Below are 20,643 nucleotides of genomic sequence, written 5' to 3'. Positions count from 1 at the left end.
ACGGCCATGATCCGGGATCTGACGATCGTCGTCGACGGCGTGGGCCGCCGCGCGCTGCCCTGCGGCCTCGCGCTCGCGGCGGATCTCGGGGCGTCCGTCTCGGCCGTGAGCGTGCAGCCCATCGTGCCGTTCGGGACCTACGCGCAGGCCGAGGTGCGCTACGACATGGTGGCGTCCGCCGAGCGGGCCGCGCGGGAGCAAGCGGCCCGGGCGGCCAGGGACGCCGCCGCCGCGGCCCGGGAGGCAGGCTTGTCGTGCGAGGCGACCGCGATCTGCGCCTCCGTGACCGACGCCGCGGAATGCCTCGCCGGGCACGCGCGCCTGAGCGATCTCGCGGTGATCGAGCAGGCCGACGCCGATGCGCCGAAGCCGAGCGACGCCTACCTGGACACCCTGCTCTTCCGGACGGGCCGCCCGGTCCTGGTCGTGCCCTACATCCAGGCCGGCCCGCTCCGGGCGGCCAGCGCGGTCGTCGCCTGGGACGGCAGCGCGACCGCGGCGCGCGCGCTCGGCGACGCCCTGCCGCTGCTGCAGCGGGCCGAGCGGGTCGAGATCGTGACGGTGACCGACGAACCGCCGCCGGAGGACGCGCGACGGCGCATGGTGGTCCACCTCGCCCGGCACGGCATCGATGCCGCCTTCCACGTCGTGCCGGCCGACCTGCCGGTCGGGGAGGCGCTGCTCTCCCACGCCGCGGATCGCGGCGCCGGGCTGTTCGTGATGGGTGCCTACGGCCGCTCGCGCCTGCGCGAGGCGATCCTGGGCGGCGCGAGCCGGACCCTCCTTCAGTCGATGACCTTCCCGACCCTGCTGTCGCGCTGAGCGCCGGCCCGGGCGACGGGCGAGCCGCCGCGACCGGGGAGTGCCGCAGTGAAGCCAGGGCGCGTCGGCCGGGTGCCTGCCCGGCCTCGTCGGTCTCAGGTGGCCGTTGGCGCGAGGAGGACCCAGAGGCGCGCGATCCGGCCGTCCACGACCTCGGCCACGTCCGTGCCGGTGACGGTGACTGGACCGCCCTCCGGACCCGCCTGCCACGGCAGCGAAGCCAGGCCGTGGTGCCCGACGGCCCGGCCGACGGGCGTGAAGCGAAACGTCGGACCGAACCGGTCCAGCAGGCGGCCGGCCACCGCGGCGATCGCGGCCCGCCCCTGCACGACGCCGTCGGGCTCGTACATGACCGGCTCGGCCACGAAGAGTTCTTCCAGCGCCGCCGCGCGCCTGCCGGCATCGCGCTCGTTGAAGACGCGCTCCAGGTTGGCGCGCAACAGCCGGTCGTAATCCGGTTCCGGCCGTGGTGTCGGAGTGGTGATGGACATCGGATGCCTCCGGACAGTGAGGGATGTCCGATCGGGTCAGACCAGCCGCGAGCCGCCGTCGATGTGCAGGGTCTCGCCGGTCATGAAGCCGTTGCTCATCAGGAACACGATCGCGGCGCCGGCTTCCTCGGCCGTGCCCGGGCGGCGGGCCGGCAGCGTCTCGCTCAGCGCGGCGACGTAGGCCTCGCGGCCGGCCCCCAGGGTCCTGGCCAGCAGGGGCGTGTCGATCGGGCCCGGAGACAGCGTGTTCACGCGGCGGGGTGCGAGTTCGAGCGCGAGGCCGCGGGCGAACGCCTCCATGGACGCCGAGGCCGCGGCGAGCACGGCGGTGCCCTGGGCGGTCGGGCGCTCGGCCAGCGCCCCCGAGATGAAGGTGACGGACCCGTCCCGGGCGAAGCGGTCGCCGAGGGTGCGCAGCGTGTGCACCGCCGCCCAGATCCGCTCGTCGAAGGCGCGCTTCAGGTGATCCACCTCGGCCTCCAAGACTCTGCCGGCCACGAAGGTGCCGGCGAGGAGCACGAGGTGATCGACGTGCGGGATGTCGGCGAGCGCCGCGGCGATGGTCTCGGGGCGGGTCACGTCCGCGGCGCGCCAGCCGTCGAAGCCGTTCTCCGCCGCGACGCGCCCGGCGCCTTCGGGGTTGAGGCCGACGACGATGACCTTGGCTCCCACGGCCTTGGCCTGCCGGGCGGCCGCGAGGCCGATGCCCGAAGTGCCACCGAAGACGACGACGGTGCGGTCCTGCAGGGTGCTGGTCACGATGACGATCCTTCTCCTCGACACCACGGCCGCGCCGGTGAGCAGCAGAATGGATCCGGGCTTGAAGCTTGAAAATCGGGGCAATCTTCGGTTCAGTGATGCCGCCATGGAACAAATCGGCCTCGACCGTCTCACCGGCCTCATCGCCTTCGCGCGCTCGGCCTCGCTCGGCAGCTACACCGCCGCGGCGCGCTCCCTGGGCCTCTCGCCCTCGGCCGTCAGCAAGAGCGTGCAGCGGCTGGAGGGCCGGCTGGGCCTGAGCCTGTTCACCCGCACCACGCGCTCGCTCACGCTCACGCCGGAGGGACACGACCTGCACGAGCGGGCGCTGCGCCTCCTGCGCGAGGCCGAGGAGATCGAGCAAGCCGCCGTGGCGGCCCGATCGGAACCGGCCGGCACCCTGAAGGTGACCGCGCCGTTCCCGGTCGGCGTGCACCTGCTCGCCCCGGCCCTGCCGCGGTTCCGCACGCGCTACCCGAAGCTGTCGGTCGACCTGCGCCTGGGCGACCGCTTCGCGGACCTGATCGCGGAGGGCATCGATGTCGCGATCCGGGTCGGCGACCTCGCCGATTCCCGCCTGATCGCCCGCCGCCTCGCGCCGCACCGGCTCTGCGCCTTCGCCTCGCCGGCCTACCTCGCCCTGCGGGGTTGTCCGGCGCACCCGGACGACCTCGTCCACCACGACTGCGTGAATTTCCGCTTCCAGAGCACGGGCCAAGCCCTGCGCTGGCCGTTCCGGATCGGGGGCCGCACGGTCGAACGCACGCCCGAGGCCGGGATCGTCACGGATTCCAGCGACGCGGTGGCGGCCATCATGGAGGCCGGCGGCGGCATCGGCATCTCGCCGACCTACATCGCCGCCCCGCATGTCGCGCGCGGAGCCCTCGTGCCCATCCTGCGGGACTTCGCGGTCGAGCGTTCGGTCATCACGGCGCTCTGGCCCGAGAGCCGCCGCGGCAACCCGAACGTCAAGGCCTTCCTGGGCTTCCTGGCGGAGGTTTTTCCCTCTCCGACGCCCTGGGACGAGGTGATCGCGCGCGGTGCGGGCGGGCGGCACGCGGCGTGACGGCCGCCGATCGCGGCACACGCCCGGCAGCATCGTCGGTTCTCACGTCGAGAACGCGACGACCCTGGACGGCCCGAGGCGCACGCATCCTGGCCTGCCGGGATTAGACGGCTGCGCGTGCCCCCCGGCCGGGCCGCAGCAGGTCGAGGTTGACGAAAACCGCGCCGGCCGCCGCCATCAGCGCCAGGACACCCCAGGTGATCCCGTAGACGAGGTGGTTGTTGGAGAAGGCGATGACCGTCAGTCCGGGCACCGGCAGAGCGCTCTCGCCGCCGCCCCGCTCGACGTCGATGAAGTAGGGCGCCACCTCGGCGAGACCGCGCGCCCGCGCGATCGCCGCGACGTCGCGCGCGTACCAGCGGTCGGCGGCGGGATCGTTCGCGCGCAGGAAGCCGCCGCCCGGCTCCGTCATGCGCAGAAGGCCCGTGACGGTGACGGGTCCCGAGGTCGGCGGCTCCCAGGCGGCGGGCGCACGCTGGTCCGCCGGGACGAACCCGCGGTTGACCAGGATCACCGTCCCGTCGTCCCGGGCGAGCGGCGTCATCACCCAGTAGCCGCCGCCCCGGTCCGTCACGGCCTGGACCAGCGTGGAGCGCTCGCCGCGCCACGCACCGCGCGCGGTGACGCGGCGATACTCGTCCGCCGCGGGCGAGACCGCGGCCCAGCGCTCAGGCCCCGGCGCGGGCACCGGACTCGCATGGACCCGCGCCTCCACGCGCGCGATCAGGTCGAGCTTCCAGGTGCGGCGGTGCATCTGCCACGCGGCTAGCGCGCACAGGCCGAGCACGATGCCGAGCGCCGCGAGGTCGAAGGCGATCAGCGCGGCGATCCGCCGGCCCGTCAGGGGCGCTGCAGGGCCTCGTGCGGGCTCATCGGCATCATGTTCTGGTCCATGTGGTACATCACCCATATCGAACCGACCAACGTGATGACGACCAGCGTGAGCGTGAACAGCAGGGCCAGGAAGGTCCAGCCGCCCTCCGACTTCGTGTTCATGTGCAGGAAGTAGATCATGTGAACCACGATCTGCACGGCCGCCAGCGCCATGATGACGATGCTGGTCTTGAGCGTGTCGCCCAGCACGTCGGCCATCACGAGCCAGAACGGGATGGCGGTGAGGATGACCGACAGGACGAAGCCGGTCATGTAGCTCTTGAAGGTGCCGTGCGCGCCCGGGCTGTGGTGCCCGTCGGCATGTCCGTCCGCATGCCCGTCACGTTGGGATTGCCGGGCGGTCCCGGCCTCGGCCGTGGCGCTCATCGCATGGACCCCATCAGGTAGACGAAGGTGAACACCCCGATCCAGACCACGTCGAGGAAGTGCCAGAACATGGACAGGCACATCAGCCGGCGCTGGTTCTCGGCGATCAGGCCGCGGCGGCGCACCTGCACCATCAGCGTGACGAGCCAGACGATGCCGAAGGTGACGTGCAGCCCGTGCGTCCCGACCAGGGTGAAGAAGGCCGACAGGAAGGCGCTGCGCTGCGGCGTGGCGCCCTCGCGGATGAGGTGCGCGAACTCGTAGAGCTCGAAGCCCAGGAAGGCCGCGCCGAGCACGCCCGTGATCGCCAGCCAGCGCAGGGTCGCGTCGACCCGCTCGCGCTCCACCTCCAGCATGGCGAAGCCGTAGGTGATGGAGGACAGGAGCAGCAGGCTCGTGTTGAGCGCGACGAGCCGCAGGTCGAACAGGTCGGCGCCCGAGGGACCCGCCGCGTAGTTGCGGCCGAGCACCCCGAACGTCGCGAACAGCACCGCGAAGATGAGGCAGTCGCTCATCAGGTAGAGCCAGAAGCCCAGGAGCGTGCCGCTCTCGCCGTGGGCGTGCTCCTCCTGCTGGTAGAAGACCGGCGCCGCGGCGCCGGGTGGGGCGGTCGTCTCGTGCATCGGCTCAGACCCTGTCCGCGAGTTGCGCCGTTCGCCGGTCCTCGAACCGGACGACCTCCTCGGCCGGGATGTAGTAGTCCCGGCTATAGTTGAACGTGTGCAGGATGGCGGCCGCGATCAGGGCGACGAAGGTCAGGGCGGCCAGCCACCAGATGTACCAGATCATCGCGAAGCCCAGCACGGTGCTCAGGCCGGCCAGGATCACGCCCGCGCTGGTGTTCCGGGGCATGTGGATCGGCCGGTAGCCGTCCAGGGGACGGCTGTGGCCGCGCCGCTTCATGTCCCACCAGGCGTCGAGGTCGTGGATCACCGGCGTGAAGGCGAAGTTGTAGGGCGGGGGCGGCGAGGAGGTCGACCATTCGAGCGTGCGCCCGCCCCAGGGGTCGCCGGTGTGGTCGCGCAGCTGCTCGCGCCGGAAGAAGCTGACGACGAGCTGGATCAGGAACGTGGCGATCCCGGCCATGATGATGAAGACGCCGAACGCCGCGACCGTCAGGTAGGGCTGGACGGCCGGGTCGGCGAAGTGCTGGGTCCGGCGCGTCACCCCCATCAGGCCGAGCGCGTAGATCGGCGTGAACACGACCCAGAAGCCGACGAGCCAGCACCAGAACGAGACCTTGCCCCAGAACGGATCGAGCTTGTAGCCGAAGGCCTTGGGGAACCAGTAGTTGACGCCCGCCAGGAGCCCGAACACCACGCCGCCGATGATGACGTTGTGGAAGTGGGCGACGAGGAACAGGCTGTTGTGCAGCACGAAGTCGGCGGGCGGCACCGCGAGCAGCACGCCCGTCAGCCCGCCGAGCACGAAGGTCGGGATGAAGCCCATCACCCAGATCATCGGCGTCTCGAAGCGGATCCGCCCGCGGAACATGGTGAACAGCCAGTTGAACACCTTCGCGCCGGTCGGGATCGAGATGATCATGGTGGTGATGCCGAAGAAGGCGTTGACGCTCGCCCCCGACCCCATCGTGAAGAAGTGGTGCAGCCAGACGAGCCAGGACACGAAGGCGATCACCGCCGTGGCGTAGACCATCGACGTGTAGCCGAACAGCCGCTTGCTGCAGAAGGTCGACACCACCTCCGAGAAGATCCCGAAGGCCGGCAGCACCAGCACGTACACCTCCGGATGCCCCCAGATCCAGATGAGGTTCATGTACAGCATCGAGTTGCCGCCGAAATCGTTCGTGAAGAAGTGGGTTCCCACGTAACGATCGAGGGTCAGCAGGGCCAGGGTCGCGGTCAGGACCGGAAAGATCGTGACGATGATGGCGTTGCTGCAGAGCGTCGTCCAGCAGAAGACGGGCATCTTCATCATGCTCATGCCCGGGGCGCGCATCTTCACGATGGTGGTGATCAGGTTGATCCCGGACAGGGTGGTGCCGACGCCGGCGACCTGCAGCCCCCAGATGTAGTAGTCGACGCCGACCCCGGGACTGTAGGCCGCCCCCGACAGCGGCGGGTAGGCGAGCCAGCCGGTGCGCGCGAACTCGCCCACGAACAGGGACAGCATGGTGAGGGCCGCGCCGCCCGCCGTCATCCAGAAGCTGAAGTTGTTCAGGAAGGGGAACGCCACGTCCCGCGCCCCGATCTGCAGCGGCATGACGTAGTTCATGATCCCGGTCACGAACGGCATCGCCATGAAGAAGATCATGATGGTGCCGTGGGCGGTGAAGATCTGGTCGTAATGGTGCGGGGGCAGGTAGCCCTCGGAGGCGCCGACCGCGAGCGCCTTCTGGGTGATCATCATCACGGCGTCGGCGAAGCCGCGCAGCAGCATCACCACGGCGAGCACCACGTACATGATGCCGATCTTCTTGTGGTCGACGCTGGTGAACCACTCCCGCCACAGGTAGCCCCATTGGCCGAACCACGTGATCGCGCCGAGCAGCGCCACGCCGCCGGCGGCCACCACGATGAAGGTCACGAGCAGGATCGGCTCGTGGTAGGGGATCGCTTCGAGCGTCAGGCGCCCGAAGACGAGTTGCTGCAGATCGAGGTTCGAGAACATGCGGATGCTCGCTCCGATCAGTGCTGGTGGCGGTCAGAGGGCCGGTCGCGCAGCTGGGGCGGCGCCGCGCCCCGCTCGGCATCCGGCGGCGGGCCGCCCTGGCCCGGACCGGGTGCGGGCGTGGGGTTGCTGACGCCGTCGCGCTCCTGGTCGCGGGGCATCATGCCCTCGGGCTGGACGGGATCCTTGGCCGGGCGGCCCGTGGCCGGCACGGTGGCCCCGGGCGGCTCGTGCCCGGTCTCCAGGCGGCGGTTGTCGTAGTCGAGCCGGTCGCGGTTCGCCTCGCTGTCCTTGCCGCCGCCGCCCGTCTTGTCGATGTGGTGCATCTCGGCCACGCACATCTGGCCGGACTCGACGCAGAGGCCGAGGATCGCGTCGTAGAGGCCCTTTTCCACCGCGGCGTAGTAGCGGACCGGCACCGCCTCGCTCGGCTTCTCGAGGTCGAGATAGGCCGTGCGGTCGAGGGACGCGCCGGACGCCTTGGCCTTCGCCACCCACTCGTCGAAGCCCTGCTGGCTGAGGCTGCGGAAGCCGAAATTCATCCGGGAAAAACCCGCGCCGCTGTAATGCGCCGACAGGCCCGTGAAGTCGCCCTCCTTGTTCATGACGGCGTGGAGCTTCGTCTGCATGCCCGGCATGGCGTAGATCATGCCGGCGAGGGCCGGAACGTAGAAGGTGTTCCACACCGACGCGGAGGTGATCTTGAAGGCGATCGGCACGTTGGCCGGCGCCGCCATCTCGTTCAGGCTCGCGACGCCCTGGTCGGGGTAGATGAACAGCCATTTCCAGTCGAGCGCGACGACTTCGACCGTCAGCGGCTTCGTGCCCTCCGGCACGGGCTTGTTGGGCGCGAGGCGCGAGAGGGGCCGGTAGGGATCCAGCGTATGCGTGCTGATCCAGGTCATGGCGCCGAGCGCGATGATGATCAGCAGCGGCACGGTCCAGATCACCACCTCGAGCTGGGTCGAGTGATGCCAGTCGGGGTCGTAGGTCGCCTCCGGGTTCGAATCCCGGTAGCGCCACGCGAACAGGAAGGTGAGGGCGATCACCGGCACGATGACGAGCAGCATCAGCACGGTGGCGACGATGATGAGGTTGCGCTGCTGGATCGCCACGTCGCCCGAGGGGTTCATGACGGTCAGGTTGCAGCCGGCGAGCAGCGCCGCGACGGCGACCAGGGCCACCCCGCGCACGGCATGGCGCGCCGAGAACCCGCGTGGGAGGAATCCGCGCGGGCGGGCGGCCGCGGACGGTGGAGCGGAGAGCATGGCCAGGGCGGTCACTCCAGGGTTCCTCGCCGCACGGCGGCGAGACGCGTTCGGAGGAAGCGGATGCGTCGGCGTCCGCTCGGCTCACACCTGTCGGATCTCCGACCGGGAGAAAGTGAGCGCCAGCAGGGTGGTGACCGCTCCGGAGAGCAGGTACAGGCCGACGCAGGCCAGCCCGTAGCGGGCCGACAGGAACAGGACGATCAGCGGCGCGAAGCCCGCCCCGAGCAGCCACGCGAGATCGTTGGTGAGGGCGGCCCCGGTGTAGCGGTAGCGCTGCTCCAGCCGCGACGTCACCGCGCCGGACGATTGCCCGTAGGACAGGCCGAGCAGCAGGAAGCCGGCATTGACGTAGATCGTCTGGCCGATCGCGTTCTCCTCCACCAGCAGGGGCGCGATGGTGCTGCAGATCGCGAAGACGGCGATCAGGCCCGCCGAGATCAGGAGGAGCATGCGGCGGCCGATCTGATCCGCGATCAGGCCCGAGGCCACGATCGCCACCGCGCAGATGAAGGCGCCCGAGCATTGCACCATCAGGAACTCGCCCGCCGAGCGGTGCGTGAACAGAATGATCCAACTGATGGGAAACACCGTCACGAGGTGGAACAGCGCGAAGCTCGCCAGCGGGACCAGCGCGCCGACGAGGAGGTCCGTGCCGTGGCTGCGGATCAGCGGCAGGATCGGCGAGGGTTCGAGCCGCCGCCGTTCGAGCAGGCGCACGAACTCGTCCGTCACCACGAGCCGCAGCCGCGAGAACAGGGCCACCACGTTGACGGCGAAGGCGCAGAAGAAGGGATAGCGCCAGCCCCAGTCCAAGAAGTCCGCCTCGGCGAGGTTGAGCATGAAGAAAGCGAACAGGGTGCTGGCGACGATGAAGCCGAGCGGCGCCCCGAGCTGCGGGATGGCGGCGTAGAAGCCGCGGCGCTCGATCGGCGCGTTGAGCGCGAGAAGCGAGGCGAGCCCGTCCCACGCCCCGCCGAGGGCGAGGCCCTGCCCGAACCGCAGGATGCCGAGAAGGTAGAGCGACCAGGCGCCGATCTGCGCGTAGTTCGGCAGGAACGAGATCGCCATGGTGGAGAAGCCGAGCAGGAACAGCGCGATGGTCAGCTTGATGCTGCGGCCGTGCCGGCGGTCGACCGCCGTGAAGATGACCGATCCGACCGGCCGGGCGATGAAGGCCAGCGAGAACATGGCGAAGGAGTAGAGCGTCGCGGTCACGGGCTCCGCGAAGGGGAAGAAGACCTTGGGAAAGACGACGACCGAGGCGATCGCGAAGACGAAGAAGTCGAAATACTCCGCGGCGCGCCCGATGACGACGCCGATGGCGATCTCGCTCGGCGCGACCTTGTGGTCGGTGGAGACCAAGCGGGCGTCGCGTTCGAGCGCCGTGGAGGAGGGGGGCTGCCCCTGAGCCTGATCGATCGCCATCCGGGTGACTGCCTCCGATTGGTCCTGCCCCCGGGCACGTGGTCCGGGGTGTTTGCGCAAGATCGGGCTGCCGGAGCTTGGTAGGCGAAGACGCTCGGGGTCAAGCGGTTGCGAGCGGATGTCCGGAGGAACGCGACGGGATGGACCGCCCGACGGCACGCCGGCCGCTACCCTCTCCCGCTCGGGCTACCGCATTCACACCTCGCCGCGTGAGACGCAGGATCTCCTCTCCCCGCGTGCGGGGAGAGGGCTGCTTGCACCTTGTCGTGCAAGCAGCGAGCAGCGAACCGGAGGTTCGCCGCGACGGTGAGGGGGCGTTTCCTGAGGAGCCTCATTCGGCACCGCCCCCTCACCCTCGGCTGCCGCCTCGCTTCGGACCCGACAAGGGGTCCGAAGCCCTCTCCCCGCACGCGGGGAGAGGAGAACGTGCCCGACCCGAAGTGTGAATCCGCAAGCCCGCTCGGGAGAGGGGATCCCGCGCCTCATTCGGCGACATGTGAATCCGCAAGCCCACCCGGGAGAGGGGAACCCGCGAGAAAATTGCGGCCGTCGAATCAGGCCCGTACAGCCGGCTTCCCTTCAGCCCTCGATGATCCGCTCTTCGAGCTTGCGATCTACGATCTGGACCGTCCGGTCGATCTCAGGGGTGGGCATGCCGAGCTGATGCGAGATCAGCTTCACCAGCAGGTCCACCCGCTCGATGAAGGGGGCGCCGTTCGCCACCGCCCGGGCCGCCGAAGAGGGCTTGAGCAGCCCCTCCGCCGCCTTGGCGTATTTTTCGAAGGGCACCTGATCCTCCGGATCGGCGCCCAGGCGCCGCGCGACGGCGTCGACGTGCTCGTAGATCGTGCGCGACCGTGCGAGGTCGCCGTGCACGGCGTCGCGGATCGATTGCGGCTCGTCGGGCGTGATGCAGCGGTAATTGCCGGTCAGCAGCATCGACCATTTCGCCAGCGGCACGAAGAGCGAATCGAACACCTTGAGCTTCACCGGCACGTCCTGGCCGTCGAGCCGCACCGCGTCGATGTCCGCCTCCAGATCCCGGAGCAGGCGGTTGTGCGTCTCGTCGGCGAAGGTCGCGGCCTTGAAGTTCGTGGGCAGCCCGACGTGAAGGACGTTCGCCGCCTCGTCGGGCGGCCGGAAGGCCTGCGGATCGGGCGAGCAGAGCGTCACCAATCCCGGCTCGAACCGGTCCCAGACGCCGGCATTGGTGTAGGCGTCTTCGAGGTCCATGCCCGCGACGATGGGAATTCTCTTGAGATACGGCAGGGGCGGCATGTTCATGATCGAGAGGCAGGGCAGTTTCGCCTCGGCGATCTTGATCATCAGGACGCGGATCGTGTGGTTGTTGTACTGCGGCTCCTGCATGGCGAGGCCGACGAGATCGTAGCGGGACAGATCGATGGCCTCGGGCGGCGCTGCGTCCAGCGTGCCGGGCAGGTCGCGCGACAGGATGGCCCGGTGATCGGGCTCGTCGCGCAGCTTGATGCGGACTTCGGTCCCGTCCCGGTTGACAAGGTCGGCCGTCTTCCGTCGGCAGACCAACGTCACGTTATGACCGGCCATCAGCAGCTTCGTTGCGAGCAACGAGCCGTACGAGGCTCCCAGGATCAGGACATTGCGCGGCATGGTTTCCCCCGAATGCGTGCTGCCGTTCTATCGAAGCGCCGATGTGTGCCACAGGGGCGACAACGGTTCCCGGCCCGCCTCGCCGTCCGCATACGCCAGAAGACTAGCGAAGCGGGGCCGTTGACGCCAGTTGACACCATGTGGCGGGCGTCAATGGCCGGCCTGCCGATCCGAGTAGCCGGACCGGTACGGGCCGGAAAGGGGGACCAAGGTATTCAGTATACCACACGATGGGGGCGTGTGGGCCGCCCGAGCGGGGCGACGGGAGGGCGCCGGCTCTCCCGCTCCCGGGGGCGAGGGCTGTCGGCCTACTGGCCCGTCACGCCGGCCGAGCGGATGATGGGCACCCACTTGTCGATCTCGGAGCTGACGAGCTTGCCCAGCGCCTCAGGCGTCTGGCCCGCCTCGTCGGGGAGTTCCGCGCCGATGTCGAGGAGGCGCTTGCGTGTGGTCGGGTCGGCCAGTGCGGCGCGGGCGGCCGCATTGAGCTTGGCGACGATCTCCTTGGGCGTGGCCTTCGGGGCGAACAGCGCGTTCCAGCCGGTGGCCTGGAACTGGGGCAGGCCCTGCTCGGCCGAGGTCGGGACATCCGGCACGACGGCGAGGCGGTGCTCGACCGCGACGACGAGGCCGTTGGCCTGCTTGGCCTGGACGGTCGGCACGATCCCGACCGTCTGGTCGCAGACGTAATCGACCTGGCCGCCGAGCAGCGCGGTGAGCGCCGGCCCCGAGCCGCGGTAGGGCACGTGCTGCGGCTTCACCCCGAGCAGGGTTTCGAGAAAAAGGCAGGTCAGATGCGAGGTCGAGCCGACGCCGCCGGTGCCGTAGTTCATCTTCGCGGCGTTGGCCTTGAGGTACGCGACGAACTCCTTGAAGTCCTTGACCGGAAGGTCCTTCTTGGCGACGACCAGCATGGGCGTCGCGGCCGAGTTCATGATCGGCTCGAAGTCCGTCCGCGGATCGTAGGCCAGCTTCGGATAGAGCCCGACGCTCGCCGCCTGCGTGCCGAGGTTGCCCATCAGGAGGGTGTAGCCGTCCGGCGCCGCCCGGGAGGCCCGGGTCACCCCCAGGGTGCCGCCCGCCCCGGTGACGTTCTCGACCACCAGTTGCTGTCCGACCGTGCGGCTCATGTGCTCGGCCATGAGCCGGGCCACGATGTCGGTCGTGCCGCCGGCCGCGAACGGGACGATCACCGTGATCGGCCGCGACGGATAGGATTCCTGGGCCTGCGCACCCGACGCGACGAGGCCGAGGATCGTGGCCAGTGCGAGCAGCGTTCGTTTCATGGGCGTTCCCTTCACCGAGTGACATCTGTTGGCGGAGATGCGCCGCCATCACGGCAGATCCCGCCCGGTAAAGCTACACGCCCGGACTCCCTCCGGCTCGCACAATCGCGATCGTGCACCGCGACGAACAATACCGGTCGTCCCGGGAGCACCGCCCGCCTCGCCCTGCATTGATCGAGGGCCGGCGCCGCTCCGGTTCGCCATCCCTCGCCGGAACCCTTCGACCGTGCGGATCATTCCCTGCTGCAGAGGAGGAGCGCCCGCCATGACGTCGATGAATCGTCACGCGTGTCTCGTGCTCGGCACGATCGGCGCGGTGCTGCTGGCGCAGGCCGTCGACACGCCGCAGAAGAGCCGCGAACAGGCGCCCAACATCCCGGCACCCGACCAGACCGTGCCCGAGCGCCTGCGCACGCGCGACCCGGGCGAGACCGGCACCACCACGCCGCACACCCACGAGGACGACCGCACGGCGCCGAGCAATGCCGGGGCGCAGCGGTCGTAGGGCGGCGTTGACGCGCGATTCACCCTGAACACGACCCGCCTGCGGGCGGACGACACCTTGGGCGCGCCGAAACGCTCGGTTAAGCGAGGCCGGCCGAGACTTCTGCCGGCTCCCGAACGAGACGGCGCAATCAGCATGACGACGACAGTGATCGCAGCCGTCGCGGTGATCTCGGCGGCACTGATGCTCGTCGCGCATCGCCGCAATCGTCTGACGGCCCGATGCCGCGACGTCCTGCGGCCGCATGCGGAGCGCTACGTCATCGAGAAGCGCTGGCTCGAACACTGGTCGCGGTCACCGGAGGAGTTCGAGACGCGCTGGCGCCAGCAGCTGCGCGAGCATTATCGCACCCACGTGCCGGGGCGCGACCGGATCCTCGTCACGCCGGGCGACTTCGAGCGCGCGCTCAACGCCGAGTTCGCCGGTCTGCTGAACCGGGAGATCGAGTCCTGGACCTTCCTCGACCGGGCGAGCGTCTCCTCGGCGGCCTTCTCGCGGCTGGTCGCACGGTGCCTGAAGCACCTCGACTGGACGGTCCTGCCGCAGGGAACCGACCGGCGGGAGGGCGCCCACCTGATCCTGGAGAACGGCCGCAACCGCGTGGCCGCCCATCTCCACCACGCGGCGACCGAGATCGAGTGCCGTGCGGTGCAGGAGGTGGTGGCGGCAGCGCGGCGCGAGGCGTGCAACGTCGCCTGCATCGTCACCAACGGCCGCATCGGCGGTGCCGTGCGCACGCTCGCCGCGGCGTTCGAGGTCCGGCTCCTCCACTGCTCCCAGCTCGATCAGATCGGCGCCGCCGCCCACGGTGTCGCCCACGCCGCCGACCCGGATCTCCGGCTGGCGGCGTGACACCCCGGAGGGCCGAGCGGCGCCGCACAACCGCTGTCGTCTTCTAGACCACCCTCAATTGCATCGGGCTCGATTAACATACGTGAAATACTCTCGCCCAAATTTTTGCCGTCTTCTCGGCGCGAGACTTGTCGTCTCGTGAGTAACCAGAGCGAGTAGAGGGGCCGACGGCGATGGGCGACAGGCGGATTGCTGCAGTCAGAGCGGCCTCGGATGCGGTGGGGACGATCGATATCGGCCACGCGCCGTTGATCTATTTCGAGGATGCCACCGCGGCCGGCGGATCCGGCGGCGTGGGGCGCATCCTGCTCACGGCCGCCCTGCAGGAACTCGACGAGAACGGCCAGGTCGTCGTACGCCGCGCCACCGTGGCGCATCTGCGCGGCAACCTCGACGCGATCATCTCGCTGCGCGACCTCCTCACCAAGCTGGAACAGGCGATGACGCCGCGCGGCGCGGAGGACCCGATCAACTGAGCCGGCGCGGCAATCGCGGCTCAGTAGAGGGGATCGAGGCGCAGGTTCGGGATCGCGAAGGGACCGACGGACACCCGCCCGCCCGCGAGGCGCACCGGCGGCAGGGCTTTCAGCGTGCCGTCGGGTCCCGCACCCGGCGCGGGCTCGCGCCGCCGGCCGCCCCCGAGGAACTGGCCGACGAGGTTGCCGATCAGCGCCGCGCCGTCGCCCCCGATCCGCCCGCCGAGCTGCTCGGCGATCAGCGGCGCGATCACCGCGTCGAGGCCGGCGGTCCGCACGTCGAGCTCGCCCGCGAGGCGGTGGGTCTCGTCGAGTCGCAGGGCCCCCTGCACCTGCAGCCGGCTCTTGCCCTTCTCGGCGGTGAGGCGGGTGAGGTCGACGCTGCCGCCGGCATTCCGCCAGCGCTCCAGCTCCACGGCGAGCGGTCGCGTGCGCACGCCCGCCGCCCGGTTCACCGTGGCGTCGAGCGCCAGGTCGGCCGGCTCCGGGCCGCCGAGCAGGGGATCGAGCAGCGGCAGCGTGGCCTTGGCCACGCGGGCGCTCACGTCCACCGCCCCCTCCGTGTCGAAGCGGCCGGGGGTCGGGCGCGCATGCACCTCCAGATGGCCCACCGTGAAGGGGATCGGCTGGGGCTCCACGCCCGCGACCTGTCCCTTCAGCGCGTCGGCCACGAGGGAGACGCGCTGGAACCCGCCGGCGGCGAGGTGGATCGAGCCTTCGAGGAGCCGCCAGTCGACGTCGCCGACCTTGCCGTCCTGCTCGACGTGGAACGGGCCGGTCGCCTCCACGATCACGTGGCGCGGCTGGTAGACCTGCGCCACCGCCACCACCGGCCCGACCGTGAAGGTCACGTCGGACCGCACGAAGCGTAAGGCCGCGCAGCGCAGTTCGAGCCGGAACGGATAGCCGCCGACCGCGCGGTCGGTGCAGGTCCATGTGCGTCCGGCCTGGGCCTCGCGGGCGAACCACGCGTCGATCTCTTCGGCGGCGCGGCCCCGCACCCAGACCCAGCCGGCCGACCACAGCACCGCGACGAGGAGGAGCAGCCCGAAGGGCAGAAAGAGGCCGATGCGCCCGCGCCGTCTGCCGGCGGGCTTCGGATCCGTCGTCTCCGGCGCCTGCGTCATCGGCCACCTCTCCCGCTGTCCCGGCGGCTCGTGCCGGGTTGCCGTTGAATCGGGGCTTCCCTAGCTGCTACCGGCCGCCGCCTGCAAGGGAAGCCGGGAAAGGGAAGCCGGAGGAGAGGATGGAGACCAGAACGGCGCCCGTGGACCTGTGGGTGTTCGGCTACGGGTCGCTGATGTGGCGCCCGGGCTTTCCGGTGATCGAGCGCCGGCCCGCGCGGCTGCGGGGCTACCACCGGGCGCTCTGCGTGCTCTCCCACGTCCACCGCGGCACGCCGGAGCGGCCGGGCCTCGTGCTCGGCCTCGATCGCGGCGGGAGCTGTCGGGGCGTCGCCTTCCGGGTGGCGGAGCCCGAGGCGGCCGCCACGCTGGCCTACCTGCGCGAGCGCGAGCAGGTAACGGCGGTCTATGTCGAGCGGGTGCTCGGGGTGAACCTCGACAACGGGCGGCGCGTGAGCGCCGTCACATACCTCGTCGATCGCACCCACCCGCAATATGCCGGGCGCCTGCCCGAGCCGGAGCTGCTGCGCCTCGTGCGCCAGGGGCTCGGGCGCTCGGGCGCCAATCCCGACTACGTGCGCAACACCCACCAGCACCTCGTGGCGATGGGCGTCGCGGACCCGCTGCTCGCCCGCATCGCCGCGGCCTGCGCGGTGCCGAGCCCGTGACACGGCCCCGCTCGCAGACCCTTTTCGCCTCAGGCGCGTTATTGCCCACCGGCCGGCAACGGCTCGCACGAGGATCTTCGCGTCGATGCAGGCCACCTCCCATCTCGCGCTCATCAACCTCTTCGTCGGCGACATCCAGGGAGGGCTCGGCCCCTTTCTCGGCACGTGGCTGGCGCAGACGGCGCGGTGGAGCCCGAGCCAGGTCGGCCTCCTCACCACGCTCGTGGGCTTCGCCACGCTGGCGCTGAGCGGACCGCTCGGCGCGCTCGTCGACCGCGCCGGGCGCCCGCGCCTGCTGATCGCGGCGGCCTGCGCGGCGATCCTCGGCGGCACGCTCCTGCTGATGGTGGCCCGCTCCTTCCCGGCGGTCCTGGCCGCGCAGTTCGTCGCCGCGCTCGGCGGCACGCTCGTGGTGCCGGCCGTGGCGGCGCTGACCCTCGGCATGGTCGGCAAGCAGGCCTTTCCCAGGCAGCAGGGGCGCAACCAGGCCTGGAACCACGTCGGCATCCTGGGCGCCGCCCTGGTGATCGGCTTTGGCACGCCGTATGTCGGGCCGGTGGTGGCCTTCTGGGTGCTGGGGCTGCTCGCCGCCGCCGCGATCATCGCCGCGCTGATGACGCCGAAGACCAGCTGGAACGCCCGCCGGGCCGTCGGCTGGAAGGAGGACGATCCGGACGACAAGCCGGAACGGTCGGCGATCCTCTCGGTGCTGGCCGACCGCCGGCTGCTGCTCCTGTCGGCGGCGCTCGCCCTGTTCAACCTCTCCAACGGCTCGATGCTGAGCCTGCTCGGCCAGAAGCTCGTGGCGGCGGGGCAGGACGGCACCGGCTGGACCGCCCGCTACGTGATCGTGGCGCAGCTCGTGATGATCCCGGTGGCGCTGCTCGCCGGCTCGATGGCCGACCGGCGCGGGCGCCGCCAGCTCCTGCTCGTCGCCTGCGCGGTGCTGCCGGTGCGCGCGCTGCTCTCCGCCTTCCTCGACGACCCGGCCTGGCTGATCCTCGCGGAGGTGCTCGACGGGGTGGCGTCCGGCGTGATCGGCGTCGCGGTCCCGGTGGTGGTGGCCGACCTCACCTGGGGGTCCGGCCGCACCCAGACCGCGCTCGGCACGGTGGCGGCCGTCCAGGGCGTCGGCGGCGCGCTCTCGGGGTGGGTCGGCGGCCTCCTCGCGATCCATCTCGGATGGACCTGGGCCTTCGTGGCGCTGGCGGTGCCGGCAGCAGGCGCGCTCGTCCTCGCCCTGTGGCTGGAGGAGACCTGCGCGCCGGGCGGACGGGACGGGGCGGGGGCGCCCTGCAGCGCGGCGGACCCGCCCGCCCGGAAACCCGCCCGGGAGCCCGCTTTCTCGCGCTGATCGTGCCGGTTGGGCCCGATCGATCCGGGAAAGTCGCGGCTTCGACCAGACAAGAGCGCCGCAACGGCAGCAATCGGACTCAATCGAACGGATGAGGCGTCATCCGCGCCGGAAACGGCGGCGCCGGTTGACTCAGCCCCTGGCGCCATGCTGTGAGGCCATACCAAGGGCGCATAGGCGCAATCGAGGAAACGCAGGGGTGACGCATCGCGATGGCTCAACCCACCGTCCACGCTGAGGCGCCCCGACCGGGCGGCTCCCCGCAGGACATCGTCCTGTCGACCGAAGGCCTGACGATGGAGTTCAAGGGCTTCCGGGCCGTGAACGACGTCGCGCTGAGGGTGGCGCGCGGCACCATCCACGCCCTGATCGGGCCGAACGGCGCCGGCAAGACGACCTGCTTCAACCTGCTCACCAAGTTCCTCACGCCCACCGCGGGCTCGATCCGCTACAACGGGCGCGACATCACCAAGATGAGGCCCGCCGACGTGGCCCGCCTCGGCCTCGTGCGCTCGTTCCAGATCTCGGCCGTCTTCCCGCACCTCACCGTGAAGGAGAACGTCCGGATCGCCCTGCAGCGGCGCAAGCGCGGCGATTCCTTCGATTTCTGGCGCTCCGAGAAAGTCCTGCGCGCCCTCAACGAGGAGGCGCTGTCGCTGGTCGAGGCGGTGGGCCTCGCCGAGTTCGCCGAGGTGCCGGCGGTGGAGCTGTCCTACGGCCGCAAGCGGGCGCTCGAGATCGCCACCACGCTCGCCCTCGATCCCGAGATGCTGCTCCTCGACGAGCCGATGGCCGGCATGGGCCACGAGGACGTCGAGCGCACGGCGGCGCTGATCCGGCGCGTCTCGAAGGACCGCACCATCCTGATGGTCGAGCACAACCTCTCGGTCGTGGCCTCGCTGTCGAACCGCATCACCGTGCTGGCCCGCGGCCAGGTGCTGGCGGAGGGCGACTACGCCACCGTCTCGAAGGATCCCCGGGTGGTCGAGGCCTATATCGGAGCCGGTCATGGCTGAGGCGGCGCTCAAGACGACGAAGGCGGCCGCGACGGCCCCGCTCCTCTCCGTGCAGGGCCTGGAGGGCTGGTACGGCGAGAGCCACGTGCTGCACGGCATCACCTTCGACGTGAGGCCGGGCGAGGTGGTGACGCTGCTCGGGCGCAACGGCGCCGGCAAGACCACGACGCTGCGCGCGATCATCGGGATCCTCGGCAAGCGCAAGGGCTCGATCCGCTACGACGGCACCGAGACCATCGGCATGCCCTCGCGCAACATCGCCAAGCTCGGGCTGGGCTACGTGCCGGAGGAGCGCGGCATTTTTTCCAGCCTCTCGGTCTACGAGAACTTGATGCTGCCCCCGCGGGTGAAGCCCGGCGGGCTGACCGTCGACCAGATCTACACGCTGTTCCCGAACCTCAAGGAGCGCTCGGGCAGCCAGGGCACCAAGCTCTCGGGCGGCGAGCAGCAGATGCTGGCGATCGGCCGCATCCTGCGCACCGGCGCCAAGCTGATCCTGCTCGACGAGCCGACCGAGGGCCTCGCCCCGGTGATCGTGCAGCAGATCGGCCGGACGCTGGCCCGCCTCAAGAGCGAGGGCTACACGATCGTGCTGGTGGAGCAGAACTTCCGCTTCGCCCAGACGGTCGCCGACCGGCACTTCGTGGTGGAGCAGGGCCGGGTGATCGACATGATCCCCAACGCCGACCTCGACGCCAACATCGACAAGCTCCACGCCTATCTCGGGGTGTGATGCGCAAGCCGTTCCTCCTCGCCGTCGTCCTCGCCCTGGCGACGGCGGGGTCGGTCCAGGGCCAGACGCCGGTGAGGATCGGCGTCCTGAACGACCGCTCGGGCGTCTACGCCGACATCTCGGGCGAGGGCTCGGTGGTGGCCGCCCGCATGGCGGTGGAGGATTTCAAAGCCGCCGAGAAGGGCCTCAAGGTCGAGATCGTCTCCGCCGACCACCAGAACAAGCCCGATCTCGGCGCGAGCATCGCCCGTCAGTGGTACGACCGCGACGGCGTGGACGCGATCTTCGACGTGCCGACCTCCTCGGTGGCGCTCGCCGTCCACCACGTCGCCCGCGAGCGCAACAAGGTCCTGGTGGATTCGGGCGCGGGCACCGCCGACCTCACCGGCCTGCAATGCTCGCTCAACACCGTGCACTGGACCTTCGACACCGTGTCGCTCGCCAACGGCACGGGCGGCGCCATGGTCAGGCGCGGCGGCGACACGTGGTTCTTCATCACCGCCGACTACGCCTTCGGCGAGGCGGTGCAGCGCGACACCACCGCGGTGATCACCGGCCGGGGCGGGCGGGTCGTGGGAGCCGTGAAGGCCCCGTTCCCGGCCTCCGACGTCTCGCCCTTCCTGCTCCAGGCGCAGGCCTCGGGCGCCAAGGTGATCGGGCTGGCCAATGCCGGAGGCGACACCATCAACGCGGTCCGGCAAGCCGCCAAGCTCGGCATCACGGAGGGCGGGCAGGCGCTCGCCGGGCTCCTGATCTTCTCCTCCGACATCCACGCGCTCACCCCGCGGGTGGCGCAGGGGCTGGTGCTCACCGAGCCCTTCTACTGGGACCTCAACGACGCCACGCGCTCCTTCTCCGACCGCTTCGCCGCCCGCTTCGGCGCGCGCAAGCCCACCGCCGCCCAGGCGGGGGTCTATGCGGGCGTCCTGCATTACCTCAAGGCCGTCGCGACCTTGGGCTCGGCGCATGACGGCGGTCAGGTGGTCGCCAAGATGAAGGACCTGCCCACCGACGACCCGCTGTTCGGCAAGGGCACGATCCGGCCGGACGGACGCAAGATCCACGACATGTACCTGTTCGAGGTGAAGCGGCCCTCGGAATCGAAGGGCGAATGGGACCTCTACAAGACGCTCGCGACGATCCCGGGCGACGAGGTGTTCCGGCCGATGAGCGAGGGCGGCTGCCCCCTCGTCGGACGGGGCAGCGTGGTGCGGCTCGACCGGGCGCAGCCGTGAGCGCCGCGTCATCCGCCGCGTCCGTCACAGGGTCGACGGC

Annotated in this window: 21 protein-coding genes; 10 read left to right on the top strand and 11 right to left on the bottom strand. The window is 70.5% G+C overall.

Going from position 1 to position 20,643, the window contains the following annotated elements; translation table 11 throughout:
* Positions 1–6 precede the first annotated feature (6 nt).
* The gene (locus ACKUB9_RS10155; RefSeq protein WP_407521491.1) at positions 7–822 is read left to right on the top strand and encodes a universal stress protein; all 816 of its coding nucleotides are present in this window, start codon (positions 7–9) and stop codon (positions 820–822) included.
* Between the two features lie 95 nt (positions 823–917).
* On the opposite strand, the gene ACKUB9_RS10150 is transcribed toward ACKUB9_RS10155, so the two are convergent.
* Complete coding sequence (locus ACKUB9_RS10150; protein ID WP_407521493.1) at positions 918–1,313, bottom strand: nuclear transport factor 2 family protein; 396 nt, start codon at positions 1,311–1,313, stop codon at positions 918–920.
* 36 nt (positions 1,314–1,349) lie between these two features.
* Positions 1,350–2,072, bottom strand: a complete 723-nt coding sequence (locus tag ACKUB9_RS10145; RefSeq protein WP_407521495.1) for an SDR family oxidoreductase — start codon at positions 2,070–2,072, stop codon at positions 1,350–1,352.
* Between the two features lie 106 nt (positions 2,073–2,178).
* On the opposite strand from ACKUB9_RS10145, the gene ACKUB9_RS10140 reads away from it, so the two are divergent.
* A complete protein-coding gene (locus ACKUB9_RS10140; RefSeq protein WP_407521497.1) occupies positions 2,179–3,138 on the top strand; it encodes a LysR family transcriptional regulator in 960 nt (319 codons plus the stop codon).
* A gap of 103 nt (positions 3,139–3,241) precedes the next feature.
* Here ACKUB9_RS10140 and ACKUB9_RS10135 read toward each other — a convergent pair whose 3' ends face one another.
* The 8 genes from ACKUB9_RS10135 to ACKUB9_RS10100 all read right to left on the bottom strand — a co-directional run bounded on the left by ACKUB9_RS10135 (position 3,242) and on the right by ACKUB9_RS10100 (position 12,640).
* Positions 3,242–3,892 carry an SURF1 family protein gene (locus ACKUB9_RS10135; protein WP_407521499.1) on the bottom strand — a complete coding sequence of 217 codons (651 nt, stop codon included), beginning with the start codon at positions 3,890–3,892 and terminating at the stop codon, positions 3,242–3,244.
* A gap of 86 nt (positions 3,893–3,978) precedes the next feature.
* A complete protein-coding gene (gene cyoD, locus ACKUB9_RS10130) occupies positions 3,979–4,398 on the bottom strand; it encodes a cytochrome o ubiquinol oxidase subunit IV (RefSeq protein WP_407521501.1) in 420 nt (139 codons plus the stop codon).
* A complete protein-coding gene (gene cyoC, locus ACKUB9_RS10125) occupies positions 4,395–5,021 on the bottom strand; it encodes a cytochrome o ubiquinol oxidase subunit III (RefSeq protein WP_407521503.1) in 627 nt (208 codons plus the stop codon). The genes cyoD and cyoC overlap by 4 nt, the downstream gene beginning before the upstream one ends.
* 4 nt (positions 5,022–5,025) lie before the next feature.
* Positions 5,026–7,029 carry a cytochrome o ubiquinol oxidase subunit I gene (gene cyoB, locus ACKUB9_RS10120; protein ID WP_407521505.1) on the bottom strand — a complete coding sequence of 668 codons (2,004 nt, stop codon included), beginning with the start codon at positions 7,027–7,029 and terminating at the stop codon, positions 5,026–5,028.
* A gap of 17 nt (positions 7,030–7,046) precedes the next feature.
* Entirely contained in the window at positions 7,047–8,312 is a 1,266-nt protein-coding gene (gene cyoA, locus ACKUB9_RS10115; protein WP_407521507.1) for a ubiquinol oxidase subunit II, read from the bottom strand.
* 69 nt (positions 8,313–8,381) lie between these two features.
* Entirely contained in the window at positions 8,382–9,725 is a 1,344-nt protein-coding gene (locus ACKUB9_RS10110; protein WP_407521509.1) for an MFS transporter, read from the bottom strand.
* Between the two features lie 579 nt (positions 9,726–10,304).
* On the bottom strand, positions 10,305–11,354 hold the full coding sequence (locus ACKUB9_RS10105; RefSeq protein WP_407521511.1) for a ketopantoate reductase family protein: 1,050 nt from the start codon (positions 11,352–11,354) through the stop codon (positions 10,305–10,307).
* A gap of 308 nt (positions 11,355–11,662) precedes the next feature.
* Entirely contained in the window at positions 11,663–12,640 is a 978-nt protein-coding gene (locus tag ACKUB9_RS10100) for a tripartite tricarboxylate transporter substrate-binding protein (RefSeq protein ID WP_407521513.1), read from the bottom strand.
* A gap of 265 nt (positions 12,641–12,905) precedes the next feature.
* On the opposite strand from ACKUB9_RS10100, the gene ACKUB9_RS10095 reads away from it, so the two are divergent.
* The 3 genes from ACKUB9_RS10095 (at position 12,906) to ACKUB9_RS10085 (ending at position 14,473) form a co-directional block, all read left to right on the top strand.
* Positions 12,906–13,145 carry a hypothetical protein gene (locus tag ACKUB9_RS10095; RefSeq protein ID WP_407521515.1) on the top strand — a complete coding sequence of 80 codons (240 nt, stop codon included), beginning with the start codon at positions 12,906–12,908 and terminating at the stop codon, positions 13,143–13,145.
* Between the two features lie 135 nt (positions 13,146–13,280).
* A complete protein-coding gene (locus ACKUB9_RS10090) occupies positions 13,281–13,997 on the top strand; it encodes a restriction endonuclease (RefSeq protein WP_407521517.1) in 717 nt (238 codons plus the stop codon).
* 218 nt (positions 13,998–14,215) lie between these two features.
* Positions 14,216–14,473, top strand: coding sequence for a hypothetical protein (locus ACKUB9_RS10085; protein WP_407521519.1), 258 nt, complete (start codon positions 14,216–14,218; stop codon positions 14,471–14,473).
* Between the two features lie 20 nt (positions 14,474–14,493).
* Here the strand turns inward: ACKUB9_RS10085 and ACKUB9_RS10080 are convergent, their stop codons facing one another.
* Entirely contained in the window at positions 14,494–15,600 is a 1,107-nt protein-coding gene (locus tag ACKUB9_RS10080; RefSeq protein ID WP_407521521.1) for a DUF2125 domain-containing protein, read from the bottom strand.
* Between the two features lie 119 nt (positions 15,601–15,719).
* Here ACKUB9_RS10080 and ACKUB9_RS10075 point away from each other — a divergent pair, with 119 nt between their 5' ends.
* The 5 genes from ACKUB9_RS10075 (at position 15,720) to ACKUB9_RS10055 (ending at position 20,603) form a co-directional block, all read left to right on the top strand.
* Positions 15,720–16,265 (top strand): gamma-glutamylcyclotransferase, encoded by a 546-nt coding sequence (locus tag ACKUB9_RS10075; protein WP_407521523.1) that lies wholly within the window; start codon positions 15,720–15,722, stop codon positions 16,263–16,265.
* Between the two features lie 85 nt (positions 16,266–16,350).
* Positions 16,351–17,619 (top strand): MFS transporter, encoded by a 1,269-nt coding sequence (locus ACKUB9_RS10070; protein WP_407521525.1) that lies wholly within the window; start codon positions 16,351–16,353, stop codon positions 17,617–17,619.
* Between the two features lie 212 nt (positions 17,620–17,831).
* Positions 17,832–18,635: an ABC transporter ATP-binding protein gene (locus ACKUB9_RS10065; RefSeq protein WP_407521527.1), complete on the top strand. Its 804-nt coding sequence runs from the start codon at positions 17,832–17,834 to the stop codon at positions 18,633–18,635.
* Entirely contained in the window at positions 18,628–19,368 is a 741-nt protein-coding gene (locus ACKUB9_RS10060) for an ABC transporter ATP-binding protein (RefSeq protein WP_407521529.1), read from the top strand. Before ACKUB9_RS10065 ends, ACKUB9_RS10060 begins: the two co-directional genes overlap by 8 nt.
* Positions 19,368–20,603: an ABC transporter substrate-binding protein gene (locus tag ACKUB9_RS10055; protein ID WP_407521531.1), complete on the top strand. Its 1,236-nt coding sequence runs from the start codon at positions 19,368–19,370 to the stop codon at positions 20,601–20,603. Before ACKUB9_RS10060 ends, ACKUB9_RS10055 begins: the two co-directional genes overlap by 1 nt.
* The last annotated feature ends 40 nt before the right edge of the window (positions 20,604–20,643 follow it).

The sequence above is a fragment of the Methylobacterium oryzisoli genome, assembly GCF_046557895.1.
Taxonomy (GTDB): domain Bacteria; phylum Pseudomonadota; class Alphaproteobacteria; order Rhizobiales; family Beijerinckiaceae; genus Methylobacterium; species Methylobacterium oryzisoli.
This window is presented reverse-complemented; position numbering and strand designations above follow the sequence as displayed.